We start from the raw sequence: 21,177 nt of genomic DNA on the forward strand, positions 1-21,177 counted from the left end.
GAACTCCTCTTTTCGGATTGAAAATCCGACGTCCTAACCGATAGACGAAGAGGGCAAAAATTTTAATTATGCGCCCGGTGAGACTTGAACTCACGGCCCCCCGCTTAAAAGGCGGATGCTCTACCACTGAGCTACGAGCGCGAAAAAACGGTCAAAGATCTTTTAAGGGTTTGTTTGCTTCGGGTCAAACCCTCAACATAAATATTATACAAATTTTTTTCCGTTTTGAAAAGTTTTTATTTTTTCTTTCGGAAAAACAAATTCTTTCAACACATTTATTATAGCAATTTTTTTACTTTTCATACAAATTTATTTTTTTCAAATACTTTTTGCTACAATATGTGTATATGAGATATATTCTTTATTTACTTACTTTAGGCCTTGTTTTTACAGGAGGAATGTTGGTGGGAAACCGCTATGTACCCACCACCAGCAGCAGCCTGTCCTCCGTCGTAGCAGTGCCAGATTTGGACCGCACAAATCCCGCCATTGATGAAAGCACTTTGTTCCGCGCACAAGAAAATTTGCAAGAGCTTACCCAAGCCTTGTCAACTTGTCCGGCCGTAGTAGAAGAAGAAAAGGAACTTTTGTTCAACCAAATTTCCTTGTTTTTAACTTTGCAGGATTTTGAATTAAAAAGATATATTTACGAAGCAGAAATTGCCAAGAACGTAAGAGGAACTCAAATCACTCCTCAATTCTCTAAAGCAGCATCTGACTATGCTACCGCCAAAGCCACCACTGAAAATCTGGCTAACACTTTATTTCCCATCATAACAGAAGCGGAAGAACCTGTTTCTTCGGCGGAACAATCTACCGCTTCTACACAAACTGCCACTGCCGAGATTATCCCCAGCATCGCCGAGAACAAAAACAAATAAATCAGCAATTGTATTTATCAAAAATCTTGTGGCTTTGCTTTTTGTCCAATAAGTAAGTATCCGCCGAGATAATACTATTTTCTATTACATTGTTTTTTAATACAGCCCCTTCCGCCACAGACACGTTAGGCCCAAGTACACAATTTTCCACAATGGCACTATCATCTATCCAACAGGGTGCAATAATTTTATTATTTTTCAAAAACTTTTCCGGAACATAAGATTTTTTTTCTAAAAGTATTTGATTGGTATGAAGCAGAACCTCCACCGTACCGCAATCATACCAATTTGTCATAAAAACAGGCGTAATACAGACCGCTTGTTTCAACAATAGCGCAAGAGCATCTGTTAATTGAATTTCATTTTTGACGGTTTTTCCGGAAGAAATAACTTTTTCAATCGCATCAAAGAGTTGTTGTGAATCCAAAAAAGAATAGGCCCCGATTAAAGCAATATTGCTTTTTGGATTTTCCGGTTTTTCTTCCATATCTACAATACAATTATCTTGTATTTGTACCACACCAAAACGTCTGGGATCCTCTACTTCTTTTACCCCCACACAATTTTTGCCGCTTTGCACAAGTGGGCGCAAATTCCCATCTATAATGGTATCTCCAAGCACAATTAAGCACGGACCTTTTACAAATTCTTTGGCTTGATAAATAGCATGCCCTAATCCTTTAGGTTCCTTTTGTTCCACAAACTCTATATGCAAATGGGCATAGTGCTTTTGAGCATAATCCATTAACACCTGCTTTTGATAACCGACCACAAACACCACCTTTTTAATCCCGCATTGCTCTATTTGCTCTAAAATATGAGCAATAATAGGCCTGCCGGCTACGCAAAGCATCGTTTTGGGCATATGCGCAGTATATGGAAGCAAGCGCAATCCTTTTCCGGCTACGGGGATAATGGCAGTATAATCAGACATTTTTTGCTCTTTGTGTTTGTTTTAATAATTCTTCGTAAGCATCTAGTTGCGCACGATATACTTCCAACGCTTCAGCCGGCGTATAAGGACTGCGGTAGGTCCAATTTTCTTCTCCCACTGTACCCGGCACATTGATTCGGTCTAAGGTACCGATAATATCTTGCCAGGAAAACATAGTCAACGCAGAACCGGAAGTTAAAACGCGGTGAAAAATGGCTTTTTGGGTATTTAAATCAAAGGGCACATTGCCGTCCGTTTTTTGAGCGGTAATCATTTCCCACATATTCGCACGCTCATATTGGGGCATTGTCTCCCACCAACCGCGTACCGTTTCCGTATCGTGAGTAGATGTGGTAGCCAGAGAAACAAGCGGATAACTGCGAGGCTCGCGATAGTATCCGTTATCTTCCCGTTCCCACCGCAACACTTTATAGCCGGCTATTTTCAGATCTACCAACATACGACGTACATAATTAGGGATAACCCCCAAATCTTCTCCCACCGGCATAGCGCCGTGTGCTGCTTCTAACACCATGCTTAAGAAACGATATCCGCGATCAATTTGTGCCTGCTCATCTTGCACGTCAAATGCGCCTTTTTCATCTCCGGGAGCAAACACATACGTGCGGTAAAAACCTACTAAATGGTCCAAGCGGAACAAGTCATACAGTTCCACAGCACGATGGATTTTTCTTCTCCACAAGTTGAAATTATTTGCTTGAATATAATCCCAATCATAGGCAGGCAAGCCCCAGCATTGGCCTTTATCGCTAAATTGGTCAGCCGGAGCACCGACGGAATAATCCAAACGGAAATTTTCCCGTTCGCTCCACACTTCGGCACTGTCCAAATTGGTTCCAAACGGAATATCCCCAAACAAAAAGATCCCCGCTTTTTGCGCACAAACTTTGGCATTGCGCAGTTGCATATCTGCTTGCCATTGCACATAAGCAAAGAAATCTACATATTCTTTGTATTTAGCTTCAAAAGCGTCCACCGCTTCTTTTTTAAATTCATTAAGTCCATTGGGCCAATCTTGCCACGTTTGCCAACGATAAAAATCTTTCAAAGCACGGAAAATGGCATAGTTGCGCAACCAACTTTTATTAAGGTTGCAATAGGCCTCAAAAGCATGATATTCAGGGGAAGAATTAGCCATTTCATTTTCTAAGAAAAATTGATAGGCTTGCCAAAGTACTTTTAGTTTGGCATCTTTGACAGGTTTAAAAGCAGCTTTGTGAGAAAGCCTCCACGCGGCTATATCTCCCTGCATGTCGTGCACCAATCGGCGCACCGACGGAGAAAGATTAACTTCTCTTACCTGATTGACGTCTATATAAACGGGATCTATGGCAAACGCACTTAAAGCAGAATAAGGGCAGTTCTGACCGGGGGCCGTTTCTTGCAGGGGTAAAATTTGAATAATTTTCGTCCCTAATCCACCCAAAAATTCTATCCATTGGCACAGGGAGGAAAAATCCCCCACCCCCCAATCTTGCTCCGTTTTCATGGCGGAAACAGGCATCAAAATACCATTTGTGCGCGTGGCTAAAAGTTCTTCATGTACGGTTGCCATTTTTTCACCTGTTATTTACGCGCAATGGCTTCAATTTCAATACTGCTTCCTTTGGGCAAAGCAGCCACTTGTACTGTGGTACGGGCAGGCGGATTTTCTTTAAAGAAAGAGGCATACACATTATTCATTTCCGCAAAGGCAGTTAAATCCGTCATAAAAACGGTGGTTTTTACAACATGTTTTAATTGGGCTCCGGCTGCTTTTAATACATTTTCTAAATTTTTCAGTACTAATTCCGTTTGCACTTTTACATCCCCGCCACCGATTTCGCCCGTCACAGGATCCACCGGCAACACACCGGACGTAAAAATAAAACCGCCGTCTTCCACCGCTTGAGAATAAGGTCCGATGGCTTTGGGGGCTTGGGGTGAGTTGATGATTTTTTTCATAAAATTCCTCTCGTATAAAAGTATAAAATCTATATTATTATATAGTATAAAACCCCGCGTGGCATGTCAAACCAAGCGGGGTTTCATCAAAAGCTCTTTGGCAAGATCAAAAATTTTTTTCACGTTTTTTTAAAATCTCGGCTTCTACCATCTGTATAAGGCTATTTAATCCTTCTTTTTGCTCTTGAGAGATTTTTTTAACTATTTTCGGATCTGTTATTTTTTCTGCTGGAAGCACATCTTGCGCAACAAAGGGGTGATTGTTCTCATACTCTAAAGCGGCCTTCATTTGCTTTACCCACAAATCCGGCTCTGTCCCTGCCCAGCCATTAATTACAGACCCCAAACCCTCCAAAATATCCATAAAATACAATTCTTCGCGCGTCATGGATGAAAGGTAAATTTATTGCCCTAAGATTAACAGACCGGCTTGTTTTTTTGATTCTTCATAATATTCCTTAGAAATAGGCGTTATAGAAGTGCGCGCCTGCAATAAAATACGAACACGTAATTGTGCTAGATAAAATACAAAAACTGATTTTTCTTTTTCATTATTTTCAAATAAATAATTGGCATAACCAAACAAAACTTCTGGAGCGAGCGAATGAATATTTTTCGCATTATTAAAAACAGGTACTTTTTGCACATATGTCTGCAAGCCTTGTTCAAACCATAGCATATCGTCTTTCATATTTTTATTCTCCTGTTGACATCCTATTAGAATAGTAAAAAACAAAATTAAAAAAAAGTATTTCATCAGTTTTGACTCCTTATATCTCAAACGAAAGAAAAAAAGATAAAAAAACCCCAAGCGGAATAAACTCCGCTCGGGGTATAAATCAGAGAACTACCGCTGTATCTCTTAAGCCGCTACTTCTTCTTTGGCGTCAGCGATTTTTTCTTCCACTTCAGTCAAAGCTTCAATTTTTACTTTGATTTTAGCGGTGACAGTCGGTTTCAAATAAATGCCTACTTCAGTTTCACCTAAGGCTTTTACCGGCATGTTAAGTTCGATATTGTCTTTGGTGATTTTATGACCTAAAGCGGTCAAGGCTTTGAAGATGTCGGCTTTGTTTACAGAACCGAATACTACGCCGTCACTATTAACGGTTTTGGTGAAAGGCAACACCACGCCTTCCAATTTTTCAGCAATAGCACGAGCTTCTTTAAGTTCAGCTTCAATTTTTTTGGCGCGGCGTTCGGCACCTAATTGCCAATTTTTAATAGCACCCGGGGTGGCGATTTCGGCCAAACCTTGAGGTACTAAAAAGTTTCTGGCGTAGCCAGTTCTTACTTCTACGATATCACCGGCCATGCCGAGGTTTTTTACGTTTTCTCTTAAAATAACTTTCATTTTAAATTCTCCTAAAACTTATTTCTTCGGCAAAGAGTACGGCAAAATGGCCAAATTGCGATCGCGTTTGATGGCTTTGGTAATTTGGCGTTGGTGTTTGGCGCAAGTGCCGGTAATGCGGCGGGATAAGATTTTGCCGCTTTCCATGGTGAAAGATTTGACAAATTGGAAATTTTTGTAATCTACATTGTCAATTTTTTCCGCGCAAACTTTGCAAACTTTGCGGCGGCTTTCAAAGCGTTTTTTACCAAACGGTCTGGCCGGTCTTTCCGGTCTGGCAGCCGCAGCAGCGGCAGGAGCAACATTGGTTTTAATTTCTTCGGACATTTTTACTTCCCTCGTATTTGTTAAATTTTAAAAAGGCACATCATCTTCCATAACGGGTTGATCCACGTCTACGGAAGGAATATCGTCTTTGGCAGCCGGTTGGGCATAATCACCGCCGGTGATACCGCTTTCCAGAATTTGTAAGCGACGGCAAGTGACCTGCAAGGAACGACGGGTTTGGCCGGTGGCTTTATCCGTATATTCGCTGCTGGTCAAGCGACCGTCTACATAAACGGGGGTACCCTTTTTCAGGCGGTCTTTGGCGCGCTCGGCACCTTGGCCCCAGACTACAACGGGCACGTAGACCACATCGTCTTTCCACTCACTAGTAGCTTGATCCAAATAGCGGCGGTTCACGGCCACATCAAAGCGGCACACTGCCTGCCCTTTTTGGGTAAAAGCTACATTCGGCTCACGCGTTAAACGCCCCGAAATGAGGACTTGGTTCTGCTCCGGAAGTCTGACTTGGCCTGCCATAAGCGCCGCCTTATTTGGCCACCGGGGCCGGTTTGACCTTTACTTCATTGGCCAACATAACCATAGAACGCAACACTCTTTCGTTGAGTTTCATGGTGTCTTCCCAGATTTTTACAAAGTTCGGCTGGGCTTTGAATTTCAAATAGAGGTAGAAGCCGTCACGCACGTGTTTTACATCGTGGGTGAATTTTCTTCTGCCCAATTTTTCTTCGCTGGTGACTTCGCCACCGTGTTTGGCAACCAGTTCTTTAACCGTGGTTACGAATTGCGCCACTTCCGTATCGGAAAGCTGCGGTTTTACAATCGTTACTGTTTCGTAGGTTCTCATAATTATTTACTTTTTATTCTCTGATTTTTTACAGACAAAAAACCTCACAAGGCGTTATTTTACCGCCTCGTTTAGGTTCATTAAGTCTCTTTCGGGCTCTTACTCACCTGCGGCCCCGGCGACTCTTTCCTTGTAGATATTATAACAAACTAAAAAGATTTTTGGCAAGACTATTCTCTAAGCAAGAAAATTTTGGCAGGGCTGGTGGCACCCTTTATTAAAGAAAGTTTGTTTTCAGGCAAGTTTAAATGACGCGCCAACACACTGCGCACGGCGGCATTGGCTTGACCGCGTTCTGCGGGAGCCTTGACCCAAATTTCAAAAGTATCGGCGGATTTTTCAACCAACTTTTCCTTTTTTTCGTCCGCGTGTACTTTTACTTTAATGTATTTTTCCATAGAAAAAGGGGCACCTATTGTCAGTGCCCCCATTATAATAATGTTATTTCACAATCAGACTTTTGGCAGTCATGTCGGCAGGTTTTTCTACGTTCATAACATCTAAGACCGTGACGGCGATGTCGCCCAAGTTGCCGCTTTGGGCCATTTTGGCTTGCGCGTCATCAGGGTTGACGTAGACAAAATCTACCAAGTTGGTGGTATGTGCCGTTTTGGGCATATTGATTTTGCTATCCCACATTTCTTCAGCATTACCATGATCGGCCGTAATCATGACGGCATATCCTTTGGACAAGGCCGCTTCGGTCACTTGGCCGACACATTCATCTACCACTTCAATAGCCTTGACAACAGAGTTAAAATTGCCGGTATGTCCGACCATATCTCCGTTAGCAAAATTGATCACCATGAAATCATATTTTTCTTCGCTGATTTGTTTAACGGCTTCTTCCGCTACACGGTAGGCTTCCATTTCCGGATGATCGGCAAATGTAGCAGGATCAAAACGGCCTTTGATTTCAATGCGTTCTTCCCCTTCGTACGGTTGAATTTGTTTACCGTTGAAGAAAGAGGTGACGTGTTTGAATTTTTGGGTTTCGGCCAAACGCAATTGTTTCAGCCCTGCTTTGGAAATCACTTGACCAAGCAAATTATCCATACCGCCGCCATCCGTCATAGACGGCAAGGCATTGTACGGGAAAGAATCGTAATATTTGGTAAGTCCGCAATACACACAACTCACGCGGTTTACGTTGCCGGCATATTCAGAGTCAATAAAGGCTTTGGTTAACTGAATAGCACGATCTTGGCGGAAATTGAAGAAAATCACACTGTCGCCTTCGGCCATACCTTTATAATCACCAAGTACGGTGGGCGGGATATATTCGTCCACCATCGGACCACCGTCCGGAGTTTTCAAGGTATCATAACCGGTTTGTACGGCTTCTTCGGCAGTAGCAGCATGAGCCCCTTTGGCATGCACGATTAAATCATAGGCTTGATCGGTCAAGGCCCAGTTTTCGCTGCGGTCCATGCTGTAATAGCGCCCTTGAATGGTGGCAATTTGGCCTACGCCGGCCTCTTTAATGACTTCTTCTAATTGGCGGATAAAACCGATGGAGGATTTCGGCGGAGTATCGCGACCGTCGGCAAAAAAGTGGATATACACTTGGTTAATGCCTTTTTCGGCGGCATATTTAACAATAGCAAACAAGTGGTCTTGGTGAGCGTGCACCCCTTCATCTTGCACCAGTCCCATCAAATGCAAGGCCTTGCCATTACTTACGCAATTATCAATCGCAGCAGAAAAAGGAGCGGACTGAAACAAGGAGCCGTCTTCAATGGTGTCTTTTAAGCGTTTCAACTCTTGCACCACAATACGTCCGGCACCCATATTCAAATGGCCTACTTCGGAAGATCCCATATAGCCGGCCGGCAAACCTACTTCTTCACCGGAGGCTTCAATTTGGGTATGCGGCCATTGTGCCAAATATTTGTCCATATTCGGGGTTTTGGCATTGCTGACGGCATTGTGCTGACCTGCTTTTGCATCACCCCAACCATCACGAATAATCAAAACTACTTTCTTCATGTTTCACTCCTTTTTATATGGTGATAAATTTTCTTACTTATATTATATGAAATTCATTCAAACAGTGTTTTTTGTCCTAACACTACCGTTCCATGCTTTTTGGTTTGATAGGATTGCAGTTCTTCTAATGTGTTTACACCGGCATTTGCAAAATCACGCAAAAAACGGTAAAGCACTTTTTCGGTCATGCGAACATCTGCCATCGCGCGGTGGGCACCCTCTGCATTGATACCCAATGACGTGGCAATAACGCCTAAGTTATTGCGCTCAAAACGCCCGTTCTTACGCGCCAACTTTAATGTATCTAAAACCGGATATTCAGGCAGTTGCCTGCCACAGTTCTGCACTTCTGCACGTAAAAAACTTAAATCAAATTCTGAATTATGAGCCACCAGCACACACCCTTCCAACAAATCAAACAAGCCTGTCAAAATATCAGAAAATTTAGGGGCTTGAGCCACCATTTCATTGGTAATACCATGAATAGCAACAACACTAGGATGCATAGGAATTTCGGGATTTAATAAAGTTGAAAACTCCTTTATCTTACGACCGTTTTGCGTGACAGAGACTGCAATTTCACAAATTCTTCCTCCGTCGACAGGAGAAAGCCCCGTCGTTTCCGTATCTAAACAAGCAAACTTTACTTCTGATAATAGGGTCATTTCCAGTAAAAACTCCATTTTGCTAAAAATCCGACTGCACTGGCCCCAAAAATTCCAAAATACAGGGCAAAACGAGAAAAATCCATCAAACGGTTTTTACGGGCAACTTGGCAAGCCCACAACCACACTAAAAACCATAGCAACCAGCGCCAACCGGGCAGTAATACAATCAAATAGAAAATCAAACGCATGAGCATCGTCACAAAACTTTCATCTATGGTAGGGTAGTCGCGCCCGTAGATATCTTGCTCCACCATATAGATAAATACACTAAACATTTTAGTCACTACCAAAGCCCCCACCAAAAACACCGCCCAAGAATCAGCCACCCAATTTCCGGTTTGATAAAGAACATCTAGCGGAGAAGCTAAAAAGAAAAACAAAACCGCCAAAAAATCATGTGTTAAAAAAGTAAGGCTATGATATTTTATTTGTCCGGCTCTAAACACAAACAATCTGTCAATAAAAACATAAAATAAAGACAACCAAATAATACTTTGCCAGCCATGCAAAGAAAAGAAATGAAAGAAAGGCCATTTAATCACCAAATAGGGCCACAAAATTGTGGTTGCAAGCAATAAAAACGCCCCAACTTGCACTACCGCACTAATTAACGGCCGTTTATTGCGCCAAGCAAAAAAAGGACGATTATAAAATAAAACAGCTAATATATAATACACCAGCAGCAAACGCCAAAAAACTATCATGCTCCCTCCTTAGGCAGCCAAACCGTAAAAGTGCTGCCTTGCCCCAATGCAGAAACAACGTTCAAATCTCCTCCATGCGCACGGGCCAACTGACGGCTGATAAAAAGGCCCAGCCCATAACCGTCTGCATTTTCATCTACTTGACGATACTTTTCAAAAACTTCTTGGCATCCTTTTTCAGTAAGTCCGACTCCTGTGTCTTTAACAGATATAAAGGTTTTATTTTCTTCTTCCCATGCCTTCACTTCAATGCCGCCTTGAGTGGTAAACTTAAGCGCATTAGAAAGTAAGTTATTCACAATTCGACGCAAAAGTTTTGGGTCGGCATAGACGCATAAAGACTCACCCGCTTCACAACTTAAAGAAAGCCCCTTTTCAGTTGCCACAGCCTCCTGCGTATTAACCAAACTTTGCAAAAGTGGCGCCAATTCGATGCGTTGACGTTGAGGCAAAGTCATACCGGCTTGTACACGAGAAACTGCCAACACATCTTCCAACAAAGAAGATAAATCCTGTGCTGCTTCTTTCATGCGAGCTAAATATTCTTCGCGTTGTTGGGCATTGATTTTGCCGCTGGATAAAATATAAATATACCCTTGCAAGCCCAGCAACGGCGCGCGCAAATCATGAGCTACGGATCGGAAAATATGTTCCTTCATTTCACTTACTTGGCTTTTTAATTGTAAGGCTTGATAATCTTTTAAATCAGATGTCATTTTATTAAAGGAAGAAATTAATTCTCTAAATTCCCCCCAACCCACTTCTTCTTTAACGCGATGGTCCAAATTGCCTTGACTGACTTGCTTCGCGCCTTCTAGCAAAGCGGAAATAGGCTCTCCTAAACTATGAGAAAAAGTGAGCGCCCCGAAATAAGATAAGGTGCCAATAGCCAACAAGAATAATAATAAAACAATATTGGAAAAATACAAACTTCGGTATGCCTCATCTTTCCGTTGCAAAACAACCACATACATACCCAACGGTTTCGCAGCGGAAAAGCCTCCGACAAACTTGTCTTCTGCCCCTTTAATTGATTTTAACAAACGGGATTTTCCTTCAAAGGCAACCTTTAATTTTTCAGGTGCTATCTGAGCAGACCATTGTGAAGGAGCACTGTACACCACTCCATCGGCAGACACCAAAAACACTTGTCCGCTCCGCCCTATGCGCATCTGTTGCAAACGGTCTGCCAAGTCTGAAAGTTCCGTAATTCCATATAAAAAATATCCATTTTTAAAAGGCATTACAAATTCAAATTCCAAAGACCCTTGCAGTGTTTCAAAAGGAGCAATATAAATGCGCGGATTTTTGGCCATTTCAGCCAAAACATCCTCTGTCAAACGGTGGGGAGTAGCATATAAATCACTTTTTTCTAAACGGATTAAATTTTTCCCGTTTTGATCCAAAAGTCCTAACACATTAATATCGGATTGTTGTGTTAATACTTTCTGAAATTCATTTTGCAATTGCACGTCTTGTCCTATAAGATTTTGCAGAGAAGAAGCAAAAGACAAACGCCAATTTAAATCTTCCGCATAATGATTTAGATCAGAGGCCACCACTTCAGCCAAATTATAGTGGTTTTCCAAAATCGTATCTTTTTGGCGATTTTGATAAAAAGCCAGCAAGGCCGTCATGGGAATCAACGGCATCAAGACTACGGCGATAAAGAGTTTAAAAAGTTTAGAAAATATAGACATATCTTTTTATCATTATAGCAATTCCCTAGGCCAGAGGACCTATTTTCTCTGCACAAAAAGACCTATTTGAAAAAGGGTCCAAAAAACAAGGTCTTATAGGCCAAAAGACTCTGTTGAAAAAACCTCAAAAACCATACACTGTATATATGAAGAACAAAATACTCCAACTTAAACAATTTTTTCGTTTATATCATATCCGCCGCCAAGAAATTTTGCTTGACTCTTACTTATCGTCCAGCAAAACTGTTGACCTGACAAGCGAAGAAAAAGATTATGTAAATATGCAAACCAATCGCATGCTCATGCGTAAATCCGCCCGTCAACGTCGCTTGAACCCGACTTTAGACTGGACCGCTCTTTTACACACCATGCCCAATAGAGGCAGTGCCTATGCACTGCACGTCGGACGTTAAAAACCCACGCTTCAGCGCAGACCTTTAAATTTTTTCATATCCTCCTACACAGCCCCGCAATCAAATGCGGGGTTTTTTATAGTTCACTATTGTTATAACCCCAACCATCCATTTATTTTCTCCAAATTTGTACAATAACATTATGAGTGAATTGATTTATATATGGATAGTGGCACATCTTTTTTGGGTTTTTTTCATTAAAATCAAACCCTTACCCATCATCGGATTTTTTCTGATGCACGGCATTCTTTTTTGGGTATTGCTGATCAATCAAAACAATTTAGAACCCCTTATTGGCTATTATTACCGTCGAGACCCGATGATAATGCTAATCCTTTTATGGAGCGGAGCTTTGATTTTTCTAGTCAGCAAAATATGTGACGCAGATTTAAAAAAAAGCAGAAATTCCAATAAAAAACCCCGCTCCTAAAAGCGGGGTTTTATTGGGTACAAACTTATTTTTGTTTGGCTTTTTTCACGCCGTCTACCACTTTGGGCAAGAGTTGGCGCGCATCAGCTACAAAGCCGTACTTACACACATTAAAGATAGGAGCGTTGGCATCTTTGTTAATGCCGATAATTACATCGCTGTGTTCCATACCCACAATATGTTGTACCGCACCGGAAATACCGGCTGCAATATAGAGTTTGGCGGCCACCGTCACACCGGATTGACCGATTTGTTTCTCTTTTGGCAGAATTCCCATATCGATAGCCGCGCGGGAAGCACCCACCGCACCACCCAATTCTTGGGCCAATTCTTGCAACATAGCAAAACCGGTTTTATCTTTCAATCCGCGTCCACCGGCCAACACCACTTCGGCTTCATCTAATTTTTCTTGATTAGAATTATCATCAAAGTGTCGGCTCACAATGCGCACCTTTCCGGCGGCGGCAGGAAGGGCGACAGTTTCGCTAATAACTTGGGCCATGCTACCGGGTCTGCTAACCACTTTCTTAAAAACATTCGGGCGAACGGTAGACATTTGCGGACGATAATCAGGACATTTAATATCTGCCATAATATTACCGCCAAAAGCCGGACGGGTTTGAATCAATAAGCCGTCTGCAATAGAAAGCCCCGTACAATCTGCCGTCAATCCCACAAATAATTCCGAAGAAATACGCGGAGACAAATCCCGCCCGATATATGTGGAGGGATACAAGACAATGCTGGGATTGTACTTTTTAATCAAAGTAATCATGGCATTAGCATAAGCGGCAGTATTATAATCGCGATAAGCAGGACCGCTGACGGCATAAATTTTATCGGCACCGTAAGAGGATAACTCCGCAAAATATTTTTCCACTCCCTCGCCAATGACCACTGCGGCCAATTCTTCACCCAATTGGTCCGCTAGTTCACGACCTTTGGATAACAACTCAAAACCTACAGGGCGAACCTTTTGTTCTTTACCGTCATCAGAAATTTCGATAAAAGCCCATACCCCTTTATAAGAGGATAAGTCTTTTTTCTCGGCACTATTCGTTGGCAAAGACAAGGCTTTAACAGGGCACACACTCACACAAGCCCCACACATAGTACAACTTGCACTCGCCACCGCTTTGCGGTTTACTAAGGAGAGCGCACCAAACGGACAGGTACTTACGCACTTTCCGCAACCTACACAGTTAGATCCTACTTGAATCATTTGACAAAACTCTCCTTTTTCAAAATTTCAATAAATTTCGCGGCCATTTCTTCCGCAGAGCCGGAAATCATTTCCCCTTTGGCACGCGCGGCCGGAGGGAAAATGCGAGATACACGAGTGGGAGAGCCTTCTAATCCCAACTTATGCAAATCCGCTCCAATATCGGCTGCCGTCCAAGTGGAAATTTGCTTATCTTGAGCCTTGTGAGCTGCCATGAAAGACGGATACTTAGGAGCATAATCTACCGGCATGGTCATAGTAATAAGTACGGGTAAATCCGCCTCCATAATCTGATGACCGCCCTCAATAAGTTTTTTCACTACGGCACGTTGACCGTCACTATCTACACTGTCACAAAACGTAATTTGAGAAATGCCCAAATGATAGGCAATACCGGGGCCGGTTTGTGCGGTATCGCCGTCAATGGCCATTTGACCGCACAAAATCATATCAAAAGAACCTATTTTCTTAACGGCCGTAGCCAGCGCATAAGAAGTAGCCCACGTATCAGATCCGGCAAAGGCGCGATCCGAAAGGAGCACCCCTTCATCAGCACCTAAGGCCAAAGCCAAGCGAAGCACCGCTACGGCTTGAGCAGGGCCCATAGAAAGCACCGTCACTTTGGCACCGGTTTTAGCCTTGATGGCTAAGGCTTTTTCCAATGCATAGTGATCATACGGATTTAAAATGCTGGGCACGCCGGCACGAATTAAGGTGCCGGTTTTCGGGTCTACCTTGACTTGGGTAGAATCGGGTACTTGTTTAATGCATACGATGATATTCATGGGATTTCCTTATGCTTTAAAAGTTTCTCTGAGTTTGGCAGATACCAAATCTTCATCTTCAATAATGCCGGTCATTTTTTCTTCAATACCGACTAAATTGACCGCTTGGGAAAGGTCTTGCGCAGAGGCTGCACCCACACCCAAAATCAGTTTCATGCCTTCGGTAGCCACTTTAAAAGCACTCAAGCGGGCATTGACGCGAGACATGATTTTTAAGGTATTTAAGTCAAAGCGGCTTCCTTCTGTCACTTTGCCTTCAGCACATTGGCGAGCAAAAACAGCCGCTACTTCTGCTTCACTGATCAAATCACCCAACATAAAGGTAATATATTGGTGACGGGTCAATTTTTGCAAGCGGCAATCTTCCAATACGCGGGCCAATGCTCTAAAACCTAAAGCCACACTATCGGCACCAACATCGGGGTGTTGCGTATGCAAGGCTTCAAATTCTTCAGCTTGTTTAATATAGTATTGACCGCGACTTTTGAGGTGCTCCTGCCAGCGTCCGCGGAAGATGGTCATCTCCAACACTTCGCTGGTGCCTTCATAAATGCAGGTAATCTTTACGTCACGTTTAATTTTCTCAACAGCAAATTCTTTGGTATAACCGAAACCACCCATCGCTTGAATGGCATCTTCGGCGGCTTTGTTGCCGGATTCAGTAGCATAAAGTTTAGCAATAGCACCTTCGGTGGCTAAGCCATGATTATTGACTTCTAATTGTTTGGCCGTCCAATCAATATAGGCACGCGCGGCTTCAAAACGTACATAGTGAGGGGTAATAAGTTTTAACATGAAGCCCTGTTTTTCAGAAAGAGGACCGCCGGCTTGAATGCGCTGTTGAGCATACATTAAAGCGGTTTCCACCGCTTCTTCACCACCGCCCAAACCAAACGCAGCTACCATCAAGCGAGTATAACCAAATACCGCCTGTGCCTGCAAGAATCCTTTACCTTCTTCCAAACCAATTAAATTTTCGGCCGGCACATAGACTTCGTCAAAAGCAAGTCCCGCCGTATTGGACAAACGGATACCGTGTTTATCTTCATGGGCATCTTGGGTAAAGCCGGGAGTACCCTTTTCTACGATAAACCAACTCGGACCACCGGGAGCTAAGGCTAGCACCGTATAAATATCGGCCACGCCTCCGTTGGAAATCCACATTTTACTACCGGTAATTTTATAACCGACAATTTTACCGTCTTTTTCCACACGGTCAGCACGAGTGCGCAAGGAGACTAAGTCAGAGCCGGCATCGGCTTCTGTGGCACCGTAAGCGACCAATTTGTTTTCATGGGCGATTTTTTGAAACCATTTGGCTTTTTGTTCCGGCGTACCGCCGACGTTAATCGGGTCACTGCCCAAAAACGTGGCAAACACACCGGTGGCAATACCCAAATCAATACGCGCCAACTGCTCACAAACGCGATAGATTTCGGTAGTTTGGCCACCCAAACCGCCATATTCTTCCGGAATAAGCAAAAGGTGTACACCCAAAATATCATGGTCATACATCTCTTTCAAAATCTGCAAGGGAATTTCGTTCTTCGCATCATACTCGCGGAGAAACTCGTGGGAAATCCTGTTCTTGGCATATTGCTTCAAACTGTCCAACATCAGGTTCCTAGTAATCAGGTCATTTTTTGCCATGGGGTATAATCTCCATTACAATAAGGTATATATAATGATACCAATTTTAGGGGAACAGGGGCAAAAAAGAAAATCAAAAAATCAAAATTTGTTATACTAAAAATGTAGTTACAATTTATTCTGTTTTTGGAACCGTTTTGGAAACGGACCTTTGCCGTCAGGCAAGAGTATGCTCTCCGAAAACAGTCGTTTAGGTATAGGATAAACGGACTAATTACCCGTTTGTTTTATGCCAAATGTTTATCGTTTTGGCGATAAACTACGGCTGTTCTTGGTTGAAGGTGAGCATACTCTCAGGCAAGAAGCAGCCGTTTTTGTTGGGTTTCATAACAGAATGAGGAGCGTTTATGAAAAACAACAAAAAAGCATTCACCCTCATAGAATTATTAGTTGTCGTTTTAATCATCGGCATTCTATCTGCCGTAGCCTTACCACAATATACCTTTGCGGTAGAAAAAGCGCGCTTTGCAGAAGCAGAACAAACAGTCGGTTCTTTGCAAAAAGCCATAGATATATGGTTGCTGGAAAATGGATATCCTTCACAACAGATTCAATTCCTTGGAAAAAATAGCGGTTCCGGACAGTTGTTGCTTGACTTTGAGGGAAGCTTAGATTGTTCCGCAGAAGAGAGATGTAAAAGCAAAAACTTTAGTTATGCGGCGTCTTGCTGGCCATCAAGGTGTTGGGTTATGGTATTTCGCGAACCCGAAAGTTCCTATGTCATTACTTGGCTCCGTGATTCTCCCGGTTGGCATGGAGACGAATGCGACTATTATACAGATGTGTCTCCCATCGGCGAGAAGCTATGTAAAATGCTGGAAAAGCAAGGCAATGGCTTTGTTGCTTGTGAAAATTGTTAACTTATCTTAACCGCCTGTTTCTACAGACGGTTTTTTTAAAGCCGTTCGCAACAAATGAAAACCCTATGTTCGCTGCATGATTTTTCAGATTTAAGTTTAGTTTGCGTTGCAAGTTACCCGAGGCAAGTACTGCCAGGTACGGCGAGCGGTAAGGCAACGCAAAATAAACTAAATATGGAAAATAGTTTGCCCAAACCCAGCCCCGCAAATGAAAAAGTCGTAAATATGCTAAAATACCTATATGTTATTACCGCGTATATTAACTGCCGTTATCGGCGTCCCTGTGATTTTGGCTGCCATTCATTTTGGCGGTCTGGTGTATATGGCTTTTGTGGCCTGTGTCATCGCTTTGTGCTTATATGAGTACGGGTTGGTGTTGCGTTCCGGCAAAAAACCGGTGCATATGTTCTCATTGGTTTTCTTCGGCCTTTTAATGGCGGTGGTAGCCATTGCCGGACGAACGGAAATTCCTTCTTTAGAACTGCCGGATAATCTTTATCCCTTTGCCATCAGTGTTGTTTTGTTTGGTGTTTTGTTTGTGGAAGTCATTACCCCGCGTCGCAGTTGGGACCGCGTCACCAACACCTTAACAGGTGTGTTTTTAATTCCTTGGTCTTTGGCTCACCTTATTAATATACGTGATTTGCAACCCAATGGTGAGTATTTAACCTTATTTATGATTGTGACGGTTTGGATTTGTGATACCGGTGCGTATTTTACAGGTCGTTTTTTAGGCAGACACAAACTGAACAAAGAAGTTAGCCCGAAAAAAACGTGGGAAGGATCTGTCGGAGGTACTTTACTTGCTGTGGGCGGTGCTTTGTTAATGCGTCATTTATTTTTACCGTCTTTAACTTTGCAGGCTGCCGTTTGGTTGGGTCTTTTGGTAGCGGTTGTGGGCCAAGTATCTGATTTAGCCGAATCTGTACTCAAAAGAAGCACCGGTGTTAAAGATTCTTCCAATCTTCTTCCCGGACACGGCGGCTTTTTGGACCGTTTTGACTCCTACTTATTATTAGCTCCCGTATTTTATTACGTGGCTCTGTACGTATTATGAAAAACATCGTCATTTTAGGCTCTACCGGATCTATCGGTACTTCTTCTTTAAGCGTGATGGAAGGATTAGGGCCGGATTACCGCGTCTTAGCCTTAACCGCTAACCGAAATGCGGAACTTTTTTTAAAGCAAGTTCATGCTTTTAAGCCCCGCTTTGCCGCCGTATTGGATAGCGCCGCTTACGAAACCTTAAAAAATCAAATGCCTCAAGGCACGCAACTTTTACCGCCGGAAATGGAAAGTTTAACTTTTTTGGCTTCTTTGCCTTCGGCTGATTTAATTATTAACGGTTTGGTCGGAGCGGTAGGCTTTAAGCCTTTAGTAGCTGCTATTAAGGCAGGCAAAACCATTGCTTTGGCTAATAAAGAGCCTATGGTGATGGCCGGTAAAACCGTTATGCAAGAATGTCGCCGTTGGAATGCCACCATTATTCCGGTGGATAGCGAACCTTCGGCCATGTTTCAATGTATGGAAGGCACCGATGCCAACAGTTATGACCAAGTAAACAAATCCATTTCTCGTGTGTTTCTCACTGCTTCCGGCGGGCCGTTTGCCAAAAGAACAGACTCTTTAGACACCGTGACACCGGCAGAGGCTTTAAATCCTCCTCGTTGGAAAATGGGTAAAAAAATTACCATAGATTCCGCAACCTTAATGAATAAAGGTTTTGAAGCCATTGAAATTATGAACCTTTTCTCCTTGCCGGAAGAAAAAGTGCAAATTGTTATTCACCCTCAATCTTTAATTCATTCTGCCGTAGAATATGTAGACGGTGCTATCTTGGCCGAAATGAGTGAACCGGATATGCGCATTCCCATCCAGTATGCCATCACCTATCCCAAGCGCATGCCCAGCCCTGTCAAACCGCTTAATTTATTTCAAGCGCAAAAATTAGAATTTTTTGAGCCGGATTTTGAGCGTTTTCCCTGTTTGGAGCTTGCCCTTGCGGCACAAGCAAAAGGAAGTATTTTTCCGGCAGTGCTCAGTGCGGCCGATGAAGTGGCGGTAGATGCCTTTTTAAAAGAGCAAATCCGTTTTACCGATATTCCCAAACTAATCTATAGTGTTTTGAAAGAAACCTATGGTACTTCCACCGAACACATTACCTTAAACCAAGCGGCCGAAGCCGATGCTTGGGGACGGGAAAAGGCTTTGGCTAATTTGGCTGAAAAGAAATACACCAAAGCTATTTTATAAGGAGTTTTTATGTTGCTTTCTGCATTAGCCGTTATTGTAGTGCTCAGTCCGATTGTTATTATCCACGAATTTGGGCATTTTATCGCGTGTCGCTTAACCGGCATCGGGGTAAAAGAGTTTTCTTTTGGATTTGGAAAAATTCTTTGGCACAAAAAGTCTTCCAAAGGAACTGATTTTCAAATTCGCGCCATTCCTTTTGGCGGATTTGTAGAGCCGGAAGGACAAATGTTTCCCGAAGATGGTCAAACCGAAAAACCCAAAGGAAACGAATTCGGCGCCAAAAAATGGTATGCCAAATTGTTTATGGTAGTCAATGGGGCATTTTTCAACTATGTATTGGCGGCTTTTATCTTCTCCTTGCTTATTTTTCTGCGTGGTATGCCGGAAAATGACCCGACCAGACTTGCCCCCGTCGTTGGAGAAGTGGTGGCTGAATTTCCGGCTGAAAAAGCAGGCCTGCAAAAAATGGATTTGATTACATCTATTGACGGTAAAAATATTCAAAATTGGCAAGAACTTAATCAAGCCCTCAAAGCCAGACAAGGGGACTTGTCTTTGACGGTTAAACGTGGAGAAAATGCTTTGCAGCTTTCTATTAAAGATTCCTATTTCTCACCAGAAAATCCAACAATCATCGGCATTGCCGTACACAACGAACTCAAACCCGTAGGCTTGATTTCGGCTGTAGGACTTGGCCTGTATCAATGCTGGTACTGGAGCAAATTTTCTCTTGTGTCCATTTGGCAAAGCATCACACATAAAAAAGCACCGGATTTGGCAGGACCTATCGGCATTGTAAACATTATTCATCAATCGGTACACAAAGGTTGGATGGATTTTATTTTCTTAATCGGCATGCTTTCTTTGGCGGTGGGTATGTTTAACTTATTCCCTATTCCTATATTAGATGGCGGATATGCGCTCGTATTTTTGTGGGAAGGCTTGACAGGCAAACTCCCCTCCACCAAAATGATTATGCGTGCAGCCAATGTAGGCTTTTATATTTTAATGATCTTGGTTGTCTATGCGTCTTATTCTGACATTAAACGTATTTTCTTTAAACCCAAAGCAACCATAGAGCAAACCCAAGAAAAGCAAACACCTGCCACAACGCAAGAGGCAGTTGCACAGGAGGAAAAATAATGTATAAAACCAGACAAGTCCAAGTAGGCCCCTATACTTTAGGTACGGGCAACCCTGTGCGCGTGCAAAGCATGTGCAATACCGATACACGCGATACACAAGCCACTGCTGATCAAATCAATGCTTTAGAAAATGCGGGTTGTGAAATTAACCGCGTAGCCGTACCGGATATGCAAGCGGCCCAAACTTTGGGCGAAATCAAAAAACGCATTCATACCCCCTTGGTGGCAGACATTCACTTTGATTATAAATTGGCTTTAGAGGCCATCAAACAAGGCGTAGACAAAGTACGCATTAATCCCGGCAATATCGGTGCGATTGAAAACACCAAAGAAGTGGTCAAAGCGTGTGCCGACCATAATGTAGCCATTCGCATCGGGGTTAATGCAGGCTCTGTTAAATATTTGAAAAGCGTCTCAGGGCAAGTGGAACTTTCTGATGACAAATGGGCTGAAGTGATGGTTAACGAAGCCTTAGAACAAGCCAATATTTTAGAGCAACTAAATTTCAAAAACGTAGTGGTGTCTTTAAAATCGGACGATTTTGCCCGTACTTTAAAAGCCAATGAACTTTTTGCTTCTCAAAGCGACATTCCCTTACACATCGGGCTGACAGAAGCGGGCAGTTTCCTGAGCGGAACGGTCAAAAGTTCTATTGCTTTAGGCACTCTTTTGCAAAAGGGCATCGGCTCTACCATTCGTGTTTCTCTAACCGAAGACCCTGCCTTGCAAGTACGCACCGCCTATGAAATTTTAAAAGCCTTAGGCATGCGTAAATATGGGCCAAACTTGATTTCCTGCCCTACCTGCGGACGCACGCAAGTAGATGTGGCCGGAACAGTGCGCGAATTGGAAAAGCGCATCTACTCCAACAAAGATTTGTTAGAAAAGGCCACCGGTCTTAAAATTGCGGTGATGGGTTGTATCGTCAACGGACCCGGTGAAGCGCGCGATGCAGATTTTGGCATTGCCGGCGGAAAAGGGGAAGGATTGTATTTTGAAAAAGGCGAAACGATGTTCAAACTCCCGCAAGACCGCTGGGTAGAATTTTTAATCAATAAAATAAATACTTGGAAAAAAGAAGAAGGAAAATAA

At 42.9% G+C, this 21,177-nt stretch carries 23 protein-coding genes, 1 tRNA gene and 1 pseudogene; 7 read left to right on the forward strand and 18 right to left on the reverse strand.

Translation table 11 applies throughout. The features are described 5' to 3' along the window. Positions 1–69: 69 nt before the first annotated feature. A tRNA-Lys gene (locus IKL48_02495) sits at positions 70–141 on the reverse strand. A gap of 206 nt (positions 142–347) precedes the next feature. Here IKL48_02495 and IKL48_02500 point away from each other — a divergent pair. Next, entirely contained in the window at positions 348–881 is a 534-nt protein-coding gene (locus IKL48_02500) for a hypothetical protein (protein ID MBR3603545.1), read from the forward strand. A 1-nt stretch (position 882) separates the two neighbouring features. Here the strand turns inward: IKL48_02500 and IKL48_02505 are convergent, their stop codons facing one another. The 14 genes from IKL48_02505 to IKL48_02570 form a co-directional block, all read right to left on the reverse strand. Then, a complete protein-coding gene (locus IKL48_02505) occupies positions 883–1,815 on the reverse strand; it encodes an NTP transferase domain-containing protein (protein MBR3603546.1) in 933 nt (310 codons plus the stop codon). Next, complete coding sequence (gene malQ / locus IKL48_02510; protein ID MBR3603547.1) at positions 1,808–3,391, reverse strand: 4-alpha-glucanotransferase; 1,584 nt, start codon at positions 3,389–3,391, stop codon at positions 1,808–1,810. The genes IKL48_02505 and malQ overlap by 8 nt, the downstream gene beginning before the upstream one ends. Positions 3,392–3,402: 11 nt before the next feature. After that, on the reverse strand, positions 3,403–3,780 hold the full coding sequence (locus tag IKL48_02515) for a RidA family protein (protein MBR3603548.1): 378 nt from the start codon (positions 3,778–3,780) through the stop codon (positions 3,403–3,405). A gap of 106 nt (positions 3,781–3,886) precedes the next feature. Then, the gene (locus IKL48_02520; protein MBR3603549.1) at positions 3,887–4,168 is read right to left on the reverse strand and encodes a hypothetical protein; all 282 of its coding nucleotides are present in this window, start codon (positions 4,166–4,168) and stop codon (positions 3,887–3,889) included. 15 nt (positions 4,169–4,183) lie between these two features. Then, complete coding sequence (locus tag IKL48_02525; protein MBR3603550.1) at positions 4,184–4,471, reverse strand: hypothetical protein; 288 nt, start codon at positions 4,469–4,471, stop codon at positions 4,184–4,186. Between the two features lie 171 nt (positions 4,472–4,642). Further along, a complete protein-coding gene (rplI, locus tag IKL48_02530; GenBank protein ID MBR3603551.1) occupies positions 4,643–5,134 on the reverse strand; it encodes a 50S ribosomal protein L9 in 492 nt (163 codons plus the stop codon). Positions 5,135–5,152: 18 nt separating this feature from the next. Then, a complete protein-coding gene (locus tag IKL48_02535; protein ID MBR3603552.1) occupies positions 5,153–5,329 on the reverse strand; it encodes a 30S ribosomal protein S18 in 177 nt (58 codons plus the stop codon). A gap of 159 nt (positions 5,330–5,488) precedes the next feature. Continuing rightward, positions 5,489–5,938 carry a single-stranded DNA-binding protein gene (locus IKL48_02540; GenBank protein MBR3603553.1) on the reverse strand — a complete coding sequence of 150 codons (450 nt, stop codon included), beginning with the start codon at positions 5,936–5,938 and terminating at the stop codon, positions 5,489–5,491. A 10-nt stretch (positions 5,939–5,948) separates the two neighbouring features. Further along, a complete protein-coding gene (rpsF, locus tag IKL48_02545; GenBank protein MBR3603554.1) occupies positions 5,949–6,266 on the reverse strand; it encodes a 30S ribosomal protein S6 in 318 nt (105 codons plus the stop codon). 170 nt (positions 6,267–6,436) lie between these two features. After that, positions 6,437–6,664, reverse strand: coding sequence for a DUF167 domain-containing protein (locus IKL48_02550; GenBank protein ID MBR3603555.1), 228 nt, complete (start codon positions 6,662–6,664; stop codon positions 6,437–6,439). Between the two features lie 43 nt (positions 6,665–6,707). After that, on the reverse strand, positions 6,708–8,255 hold the full coding sequence (locus tag IKL48_02555; protein ID MBR3603556.1) for a 2,3-bisphosphoglycerate-independent phosphoglycerate mutase: 1,548 nt from the start codon (positions 8,253–8,255) through the stop codon (positions 6,708–6,710). 53 nt (positions 8,256–8,308) lie between these two features. Then, positions 8,309–8,920: a 3'-5' exonuclease gene (locus IKL48_02560; protein ID MBR3603557.1), complete on the reverse strand. Its 612-nt coding sequence runs from the start codon at positions 8,918–8,920 to the stop codon at positions 8,309–8,311. Next, the gene (locus IKL48_02565; protein MBR3603558.1) at positions 8,917–9,627 is read right to left on the reverse strand and encodes a hypothetical protein; all 711 of its coding nucleotides are present in this window, start codon (positions 9,625–9,627) and stop codon (positions 8,917–8,919) included. Before IKL48_02565 ends, IKL48_02560 begins: the two co-directional genes overlap by 4 nt. Further along, entirely contained in the window at positions 9,624–11,327 is a 1,704-nt protein-coding gene (locus IKL48_02570) for a sensor histidine kinase (protein MBR3603559.1), read from the reverse strand. Before IKL48_02570 ends, IKL48_02565 begins: the two co-directional genes overlap by 4 nt. Before the next feature lie 146 nt (positions 11,328–11,473). Between IKL48_02570 and IKL48_02575 the strand changes: the two genes are divergently transcribed. Continuing rightward, positions 11,474–11,740 (forward strand): hypothetical protein, encoded by a 267-nt coding sequence (locus tag IKL48_02575; GenBank protein ID MBR3603560.1) that lies wholly within the window; start codon positions 11,474–11,476, stop codon positions 11,738–11,740. 455 nt (positions 11,741–12,195) lie between these two features. Here the strand turns inward: IKL48_02575 and IKL48_02580 are convergent, their stop codons facing one another. The 3 genes from IKL48_02580 to IKL48_02590 are packed head-to-tail and all read right to left on the reverse strand — an operon-like array spanning position 12,196 to position 15,827. Further along, positions 12,196–13,392 (reverse strand): electron transfer flavoprotein subunit alpha, encoded by a 1,197-nt coding sequence (locus IKL48_02580; protein MBR3603561.1) that lies wholly within the window; start codon positions 13,390–13,392, stop codon positions 12,196–12,198. Then, a complete protein-coding gene (locus tag IKL48_02585; GenBank protein ID MBR3603562.1) occupies positions 13,389–14,177 on the reverse strand; it encodes an electron transfer flavoprotein subunit beta/FixA family protein in 789 nt (262 codons plus the stop codon). The genes IKL48_02580 and IKL48_02585 overlap by 4 nt, the downstream gene beginning before the upstream one ends. A gap of 9 nt (positions 14,178–14,186) precedes the next feature. After that, positions 14,187–15,827, reverse strand: a complete 1,641-nt coding sequence (locus IKL48_02590; protein ID MBR3603563.1) for an acyl-CoA dehydrogenase family protein — start codon at positions 15,825–15,827, stop codon at positions 14,187–14,189. A 347-nt stretch (positions 15,828–16,174) separates the two neighbouring features. On the opposite strand from IKL48_02590, the pseudogene IKL48_02595 reads away from it, so the two are divergent. The 5 genes and pseudogenes from IKL48_02595 to ispG all read left to right on the forward strand — a co-directional run bounded on the left by IKL48_02595 (position 16,175) and on the right by ispG (position 21,177). After that, positions 16,175–16,303 (forward strand): annotated as a pseudogene (locus IKL48_02595) (prepilin-type N-terminal cleavage/methylation domain-containing protein). Positions 16,304–16,928: 625 nt separating this feature from the next. Beyond that, positions 16,929–17,744, forward strand: coding sequence for a phosphatidate cytidylyltransferase (locus IKL48_02600; protein MBR3603564.1), 816 nt, complete (start codon positions 16,929–16,931; stop codon positions 17,742–17,744). Further along, positions 17,741–18,940, forward strand: coding sequence for a 1-deoxy-D-xylulose-5-phosphate reductoisomerase (locus IKL48_02605; GenBank protein ID MBR3603565.1), 1,200 nt, complete (start codon positions 17,741–17,743; stop codon positions 18,938–18,940). Before IKL48_02600 ends, IKL48_02605 begins: the two co-directional genes overlap by 4 nt. A 9-nt stretch (positions 18,941–18,949) precedes the next feature. After that, positions 18,950–20,083: a site-2 protease family protein gene (locus tag IKL48_02610; protein ID MBR3603566.1), complete on the forward strand. Its 1,134-nt coding sequence runs from the start codon at positions 18,950–18,952 to the stop codon at positions 20,081–20,083. Beyond that, entirely contained in the window at positions 20,083–21,177 is a 1,095-nt protein-coding gene (gene ispG, locus IKL48_02615; GenBank protein ID MBR3603567.1) for a flavodoxin-dependent (E)-4-hydroxy-3-methylbut-2-enyl-diphosphate synthase, read from the forward strand. Before IKL48_02610 ends, ispG begins: the two co-directional genes overlap by 1 nt.

It is taken from the genome of Elusimicrobiaceae bacterium, assembly GCA_017520185.1.
Lineage (GTDB): Bacteria > Elusimicrobiota > Elusimicrobia > Elusimicrobiales > Elusimicrobiaceae > Avelusimicrobium.

Coding starts and splice junctions, on each gene's coding strand:
- IKL48_02500 (MBR3603545.1), top strand. CDS start 348: ATGAGATATATTCTTTATTTACTTACTTTAGGCCTTGTTTTTACAGGA.
- IKL48_02505 (MBR3603546.1), bottom strand. CDS start 1,815: ATGTCTGATTATACTGCCATTATCCCCGTAGCCGGAAAAGGATTGCGC.
- malQ (MBR3603547.1), bottom strand. CDS start 3,391: ATGGCAACCGTACATGAAGAACTTTTAGCCACGCGCACAAATGGTATT.
- IKL48_02515 (MBR3603548.1), bottom strand. CDS start 3,780: ATGAAAAAAATCATCAACTCACCCCAAGCCCCCAAAGCCATCGGACCT.
- IKL48_02520 (MBR3603549.1), bottom strand. CDS start 4,168: ATGACGCGCGAAGAATTGTATTTTATGGATATTTTGGAGGGTTTGGGG.
- IKL48_02525 (MBR3603550.1), bottom strand. CDS start 4,471: ATGAAAGACGATATGCTATGGTTTGAACAAGGCTTGCAGACATATGTG.
- rplI (MBR3603551.1), bottom strand. CDS start 5,134: ATGAAAGTTATTTTAAGAGAAAACGTAAAAAACCTCGGCATGGCCGGT.
- IKL48_02540 (MBR3603553.1), bottom strand. CDS start 5,938: ATGGCAGGCCAAGTCAGACTTCCGGAGCAGAACCAAGTCCTCATTTCG.
- rpsF (MBR3603554.1), bottom strand. CDS start 6,266: ATGAGAACCTACGAAACAGTAACGATTGTAAAACCGCAGCTTTCCGAT.
- IKL48_02550 (MBR3603555.1), bottom strand. CDS start 6,664: ATGGAAAAATACATTAAAGTAAAAGTACACGCGGACGAAAAAAAGGAA.
- IKL48_02555 (MBR3603556.1), bottom strand. CDS start 8,255: ATGAAGAAAGTAGTTTTGATTATTCGTGATGGTTGGGGTGATGCAAAA.
- IKL48_02560 (MBR3603557.1), bottom strand. CDS start 8,920: ATGACCCTATTATCAGAAGTAAAGTTTGCTTGTTTAGATACGGAAACG.
- IKL48_02565 (MBR3603558.1), bottom strand. CDS start 9,627: ATGATAGTTTTTTGGCGTTTGCTGCTGGTGTATTATATATTAGCTGTT.
- IKL48_02570 (MBR3603559.1), bottom strand. CDS start 11,327: ATGTCTATATTTTCTAAACTTTTTAAACTCTTTATCGCCGTAGTCTTG.
- IKL48_02575 (MBR3603560.1), top strand. CDS start 11,474: ATGAAGAACAAAATACTCCAACTTAAACAATTTTTTCGTTTATATCAT.
- IKL48_02580 (MBR3603561.1), bottom strand. CDS start 13,392: ATGATTCAAGTAGGATCTAACTGTGTAGGTTGCGGAAAGTGCGTAAGT.
- IKL48_02585 (MBR3603562.1), bottom strand. CDS start 14,177: ATGAATATCATCGTATGCATTAAACAAGTACCCGATTCTACCCAAGTC.
- IKL48_02590 (MBR3603563.1), bottom strand. CDS start 15,827: ATGGCAAAAAATGACCTGATTACTAGGAACCTGATGTTGGACAGTTTG.
- IKL48_02600 (MBR3603564.1), top strand. CDS start 16,929: ATGTTATTACCGCGTATATTAACTGCCGTTATCGGCGTCCCTGTGATT.
- IKL48_02605 (MBR3603565.1), top strand. CDS start 17,741: ATGAAAAACATCGTCATTTTAGGCTCTACCGGATCTATCGGTACTTCT.
- IKL48_02610 (MBR3603566.1), top strand. CDS start 18,950: ATGTTGCTTTCTGCATTAGCCGTTATTGTAGTGCTCAGTCCGATTGTT.
- ispG (MBR3603567.1), top strand. CDS start 20,083: ATGTATAAAACCAGACAAGTCCAAGTAGGCCCCTATACTTTAGGTACG.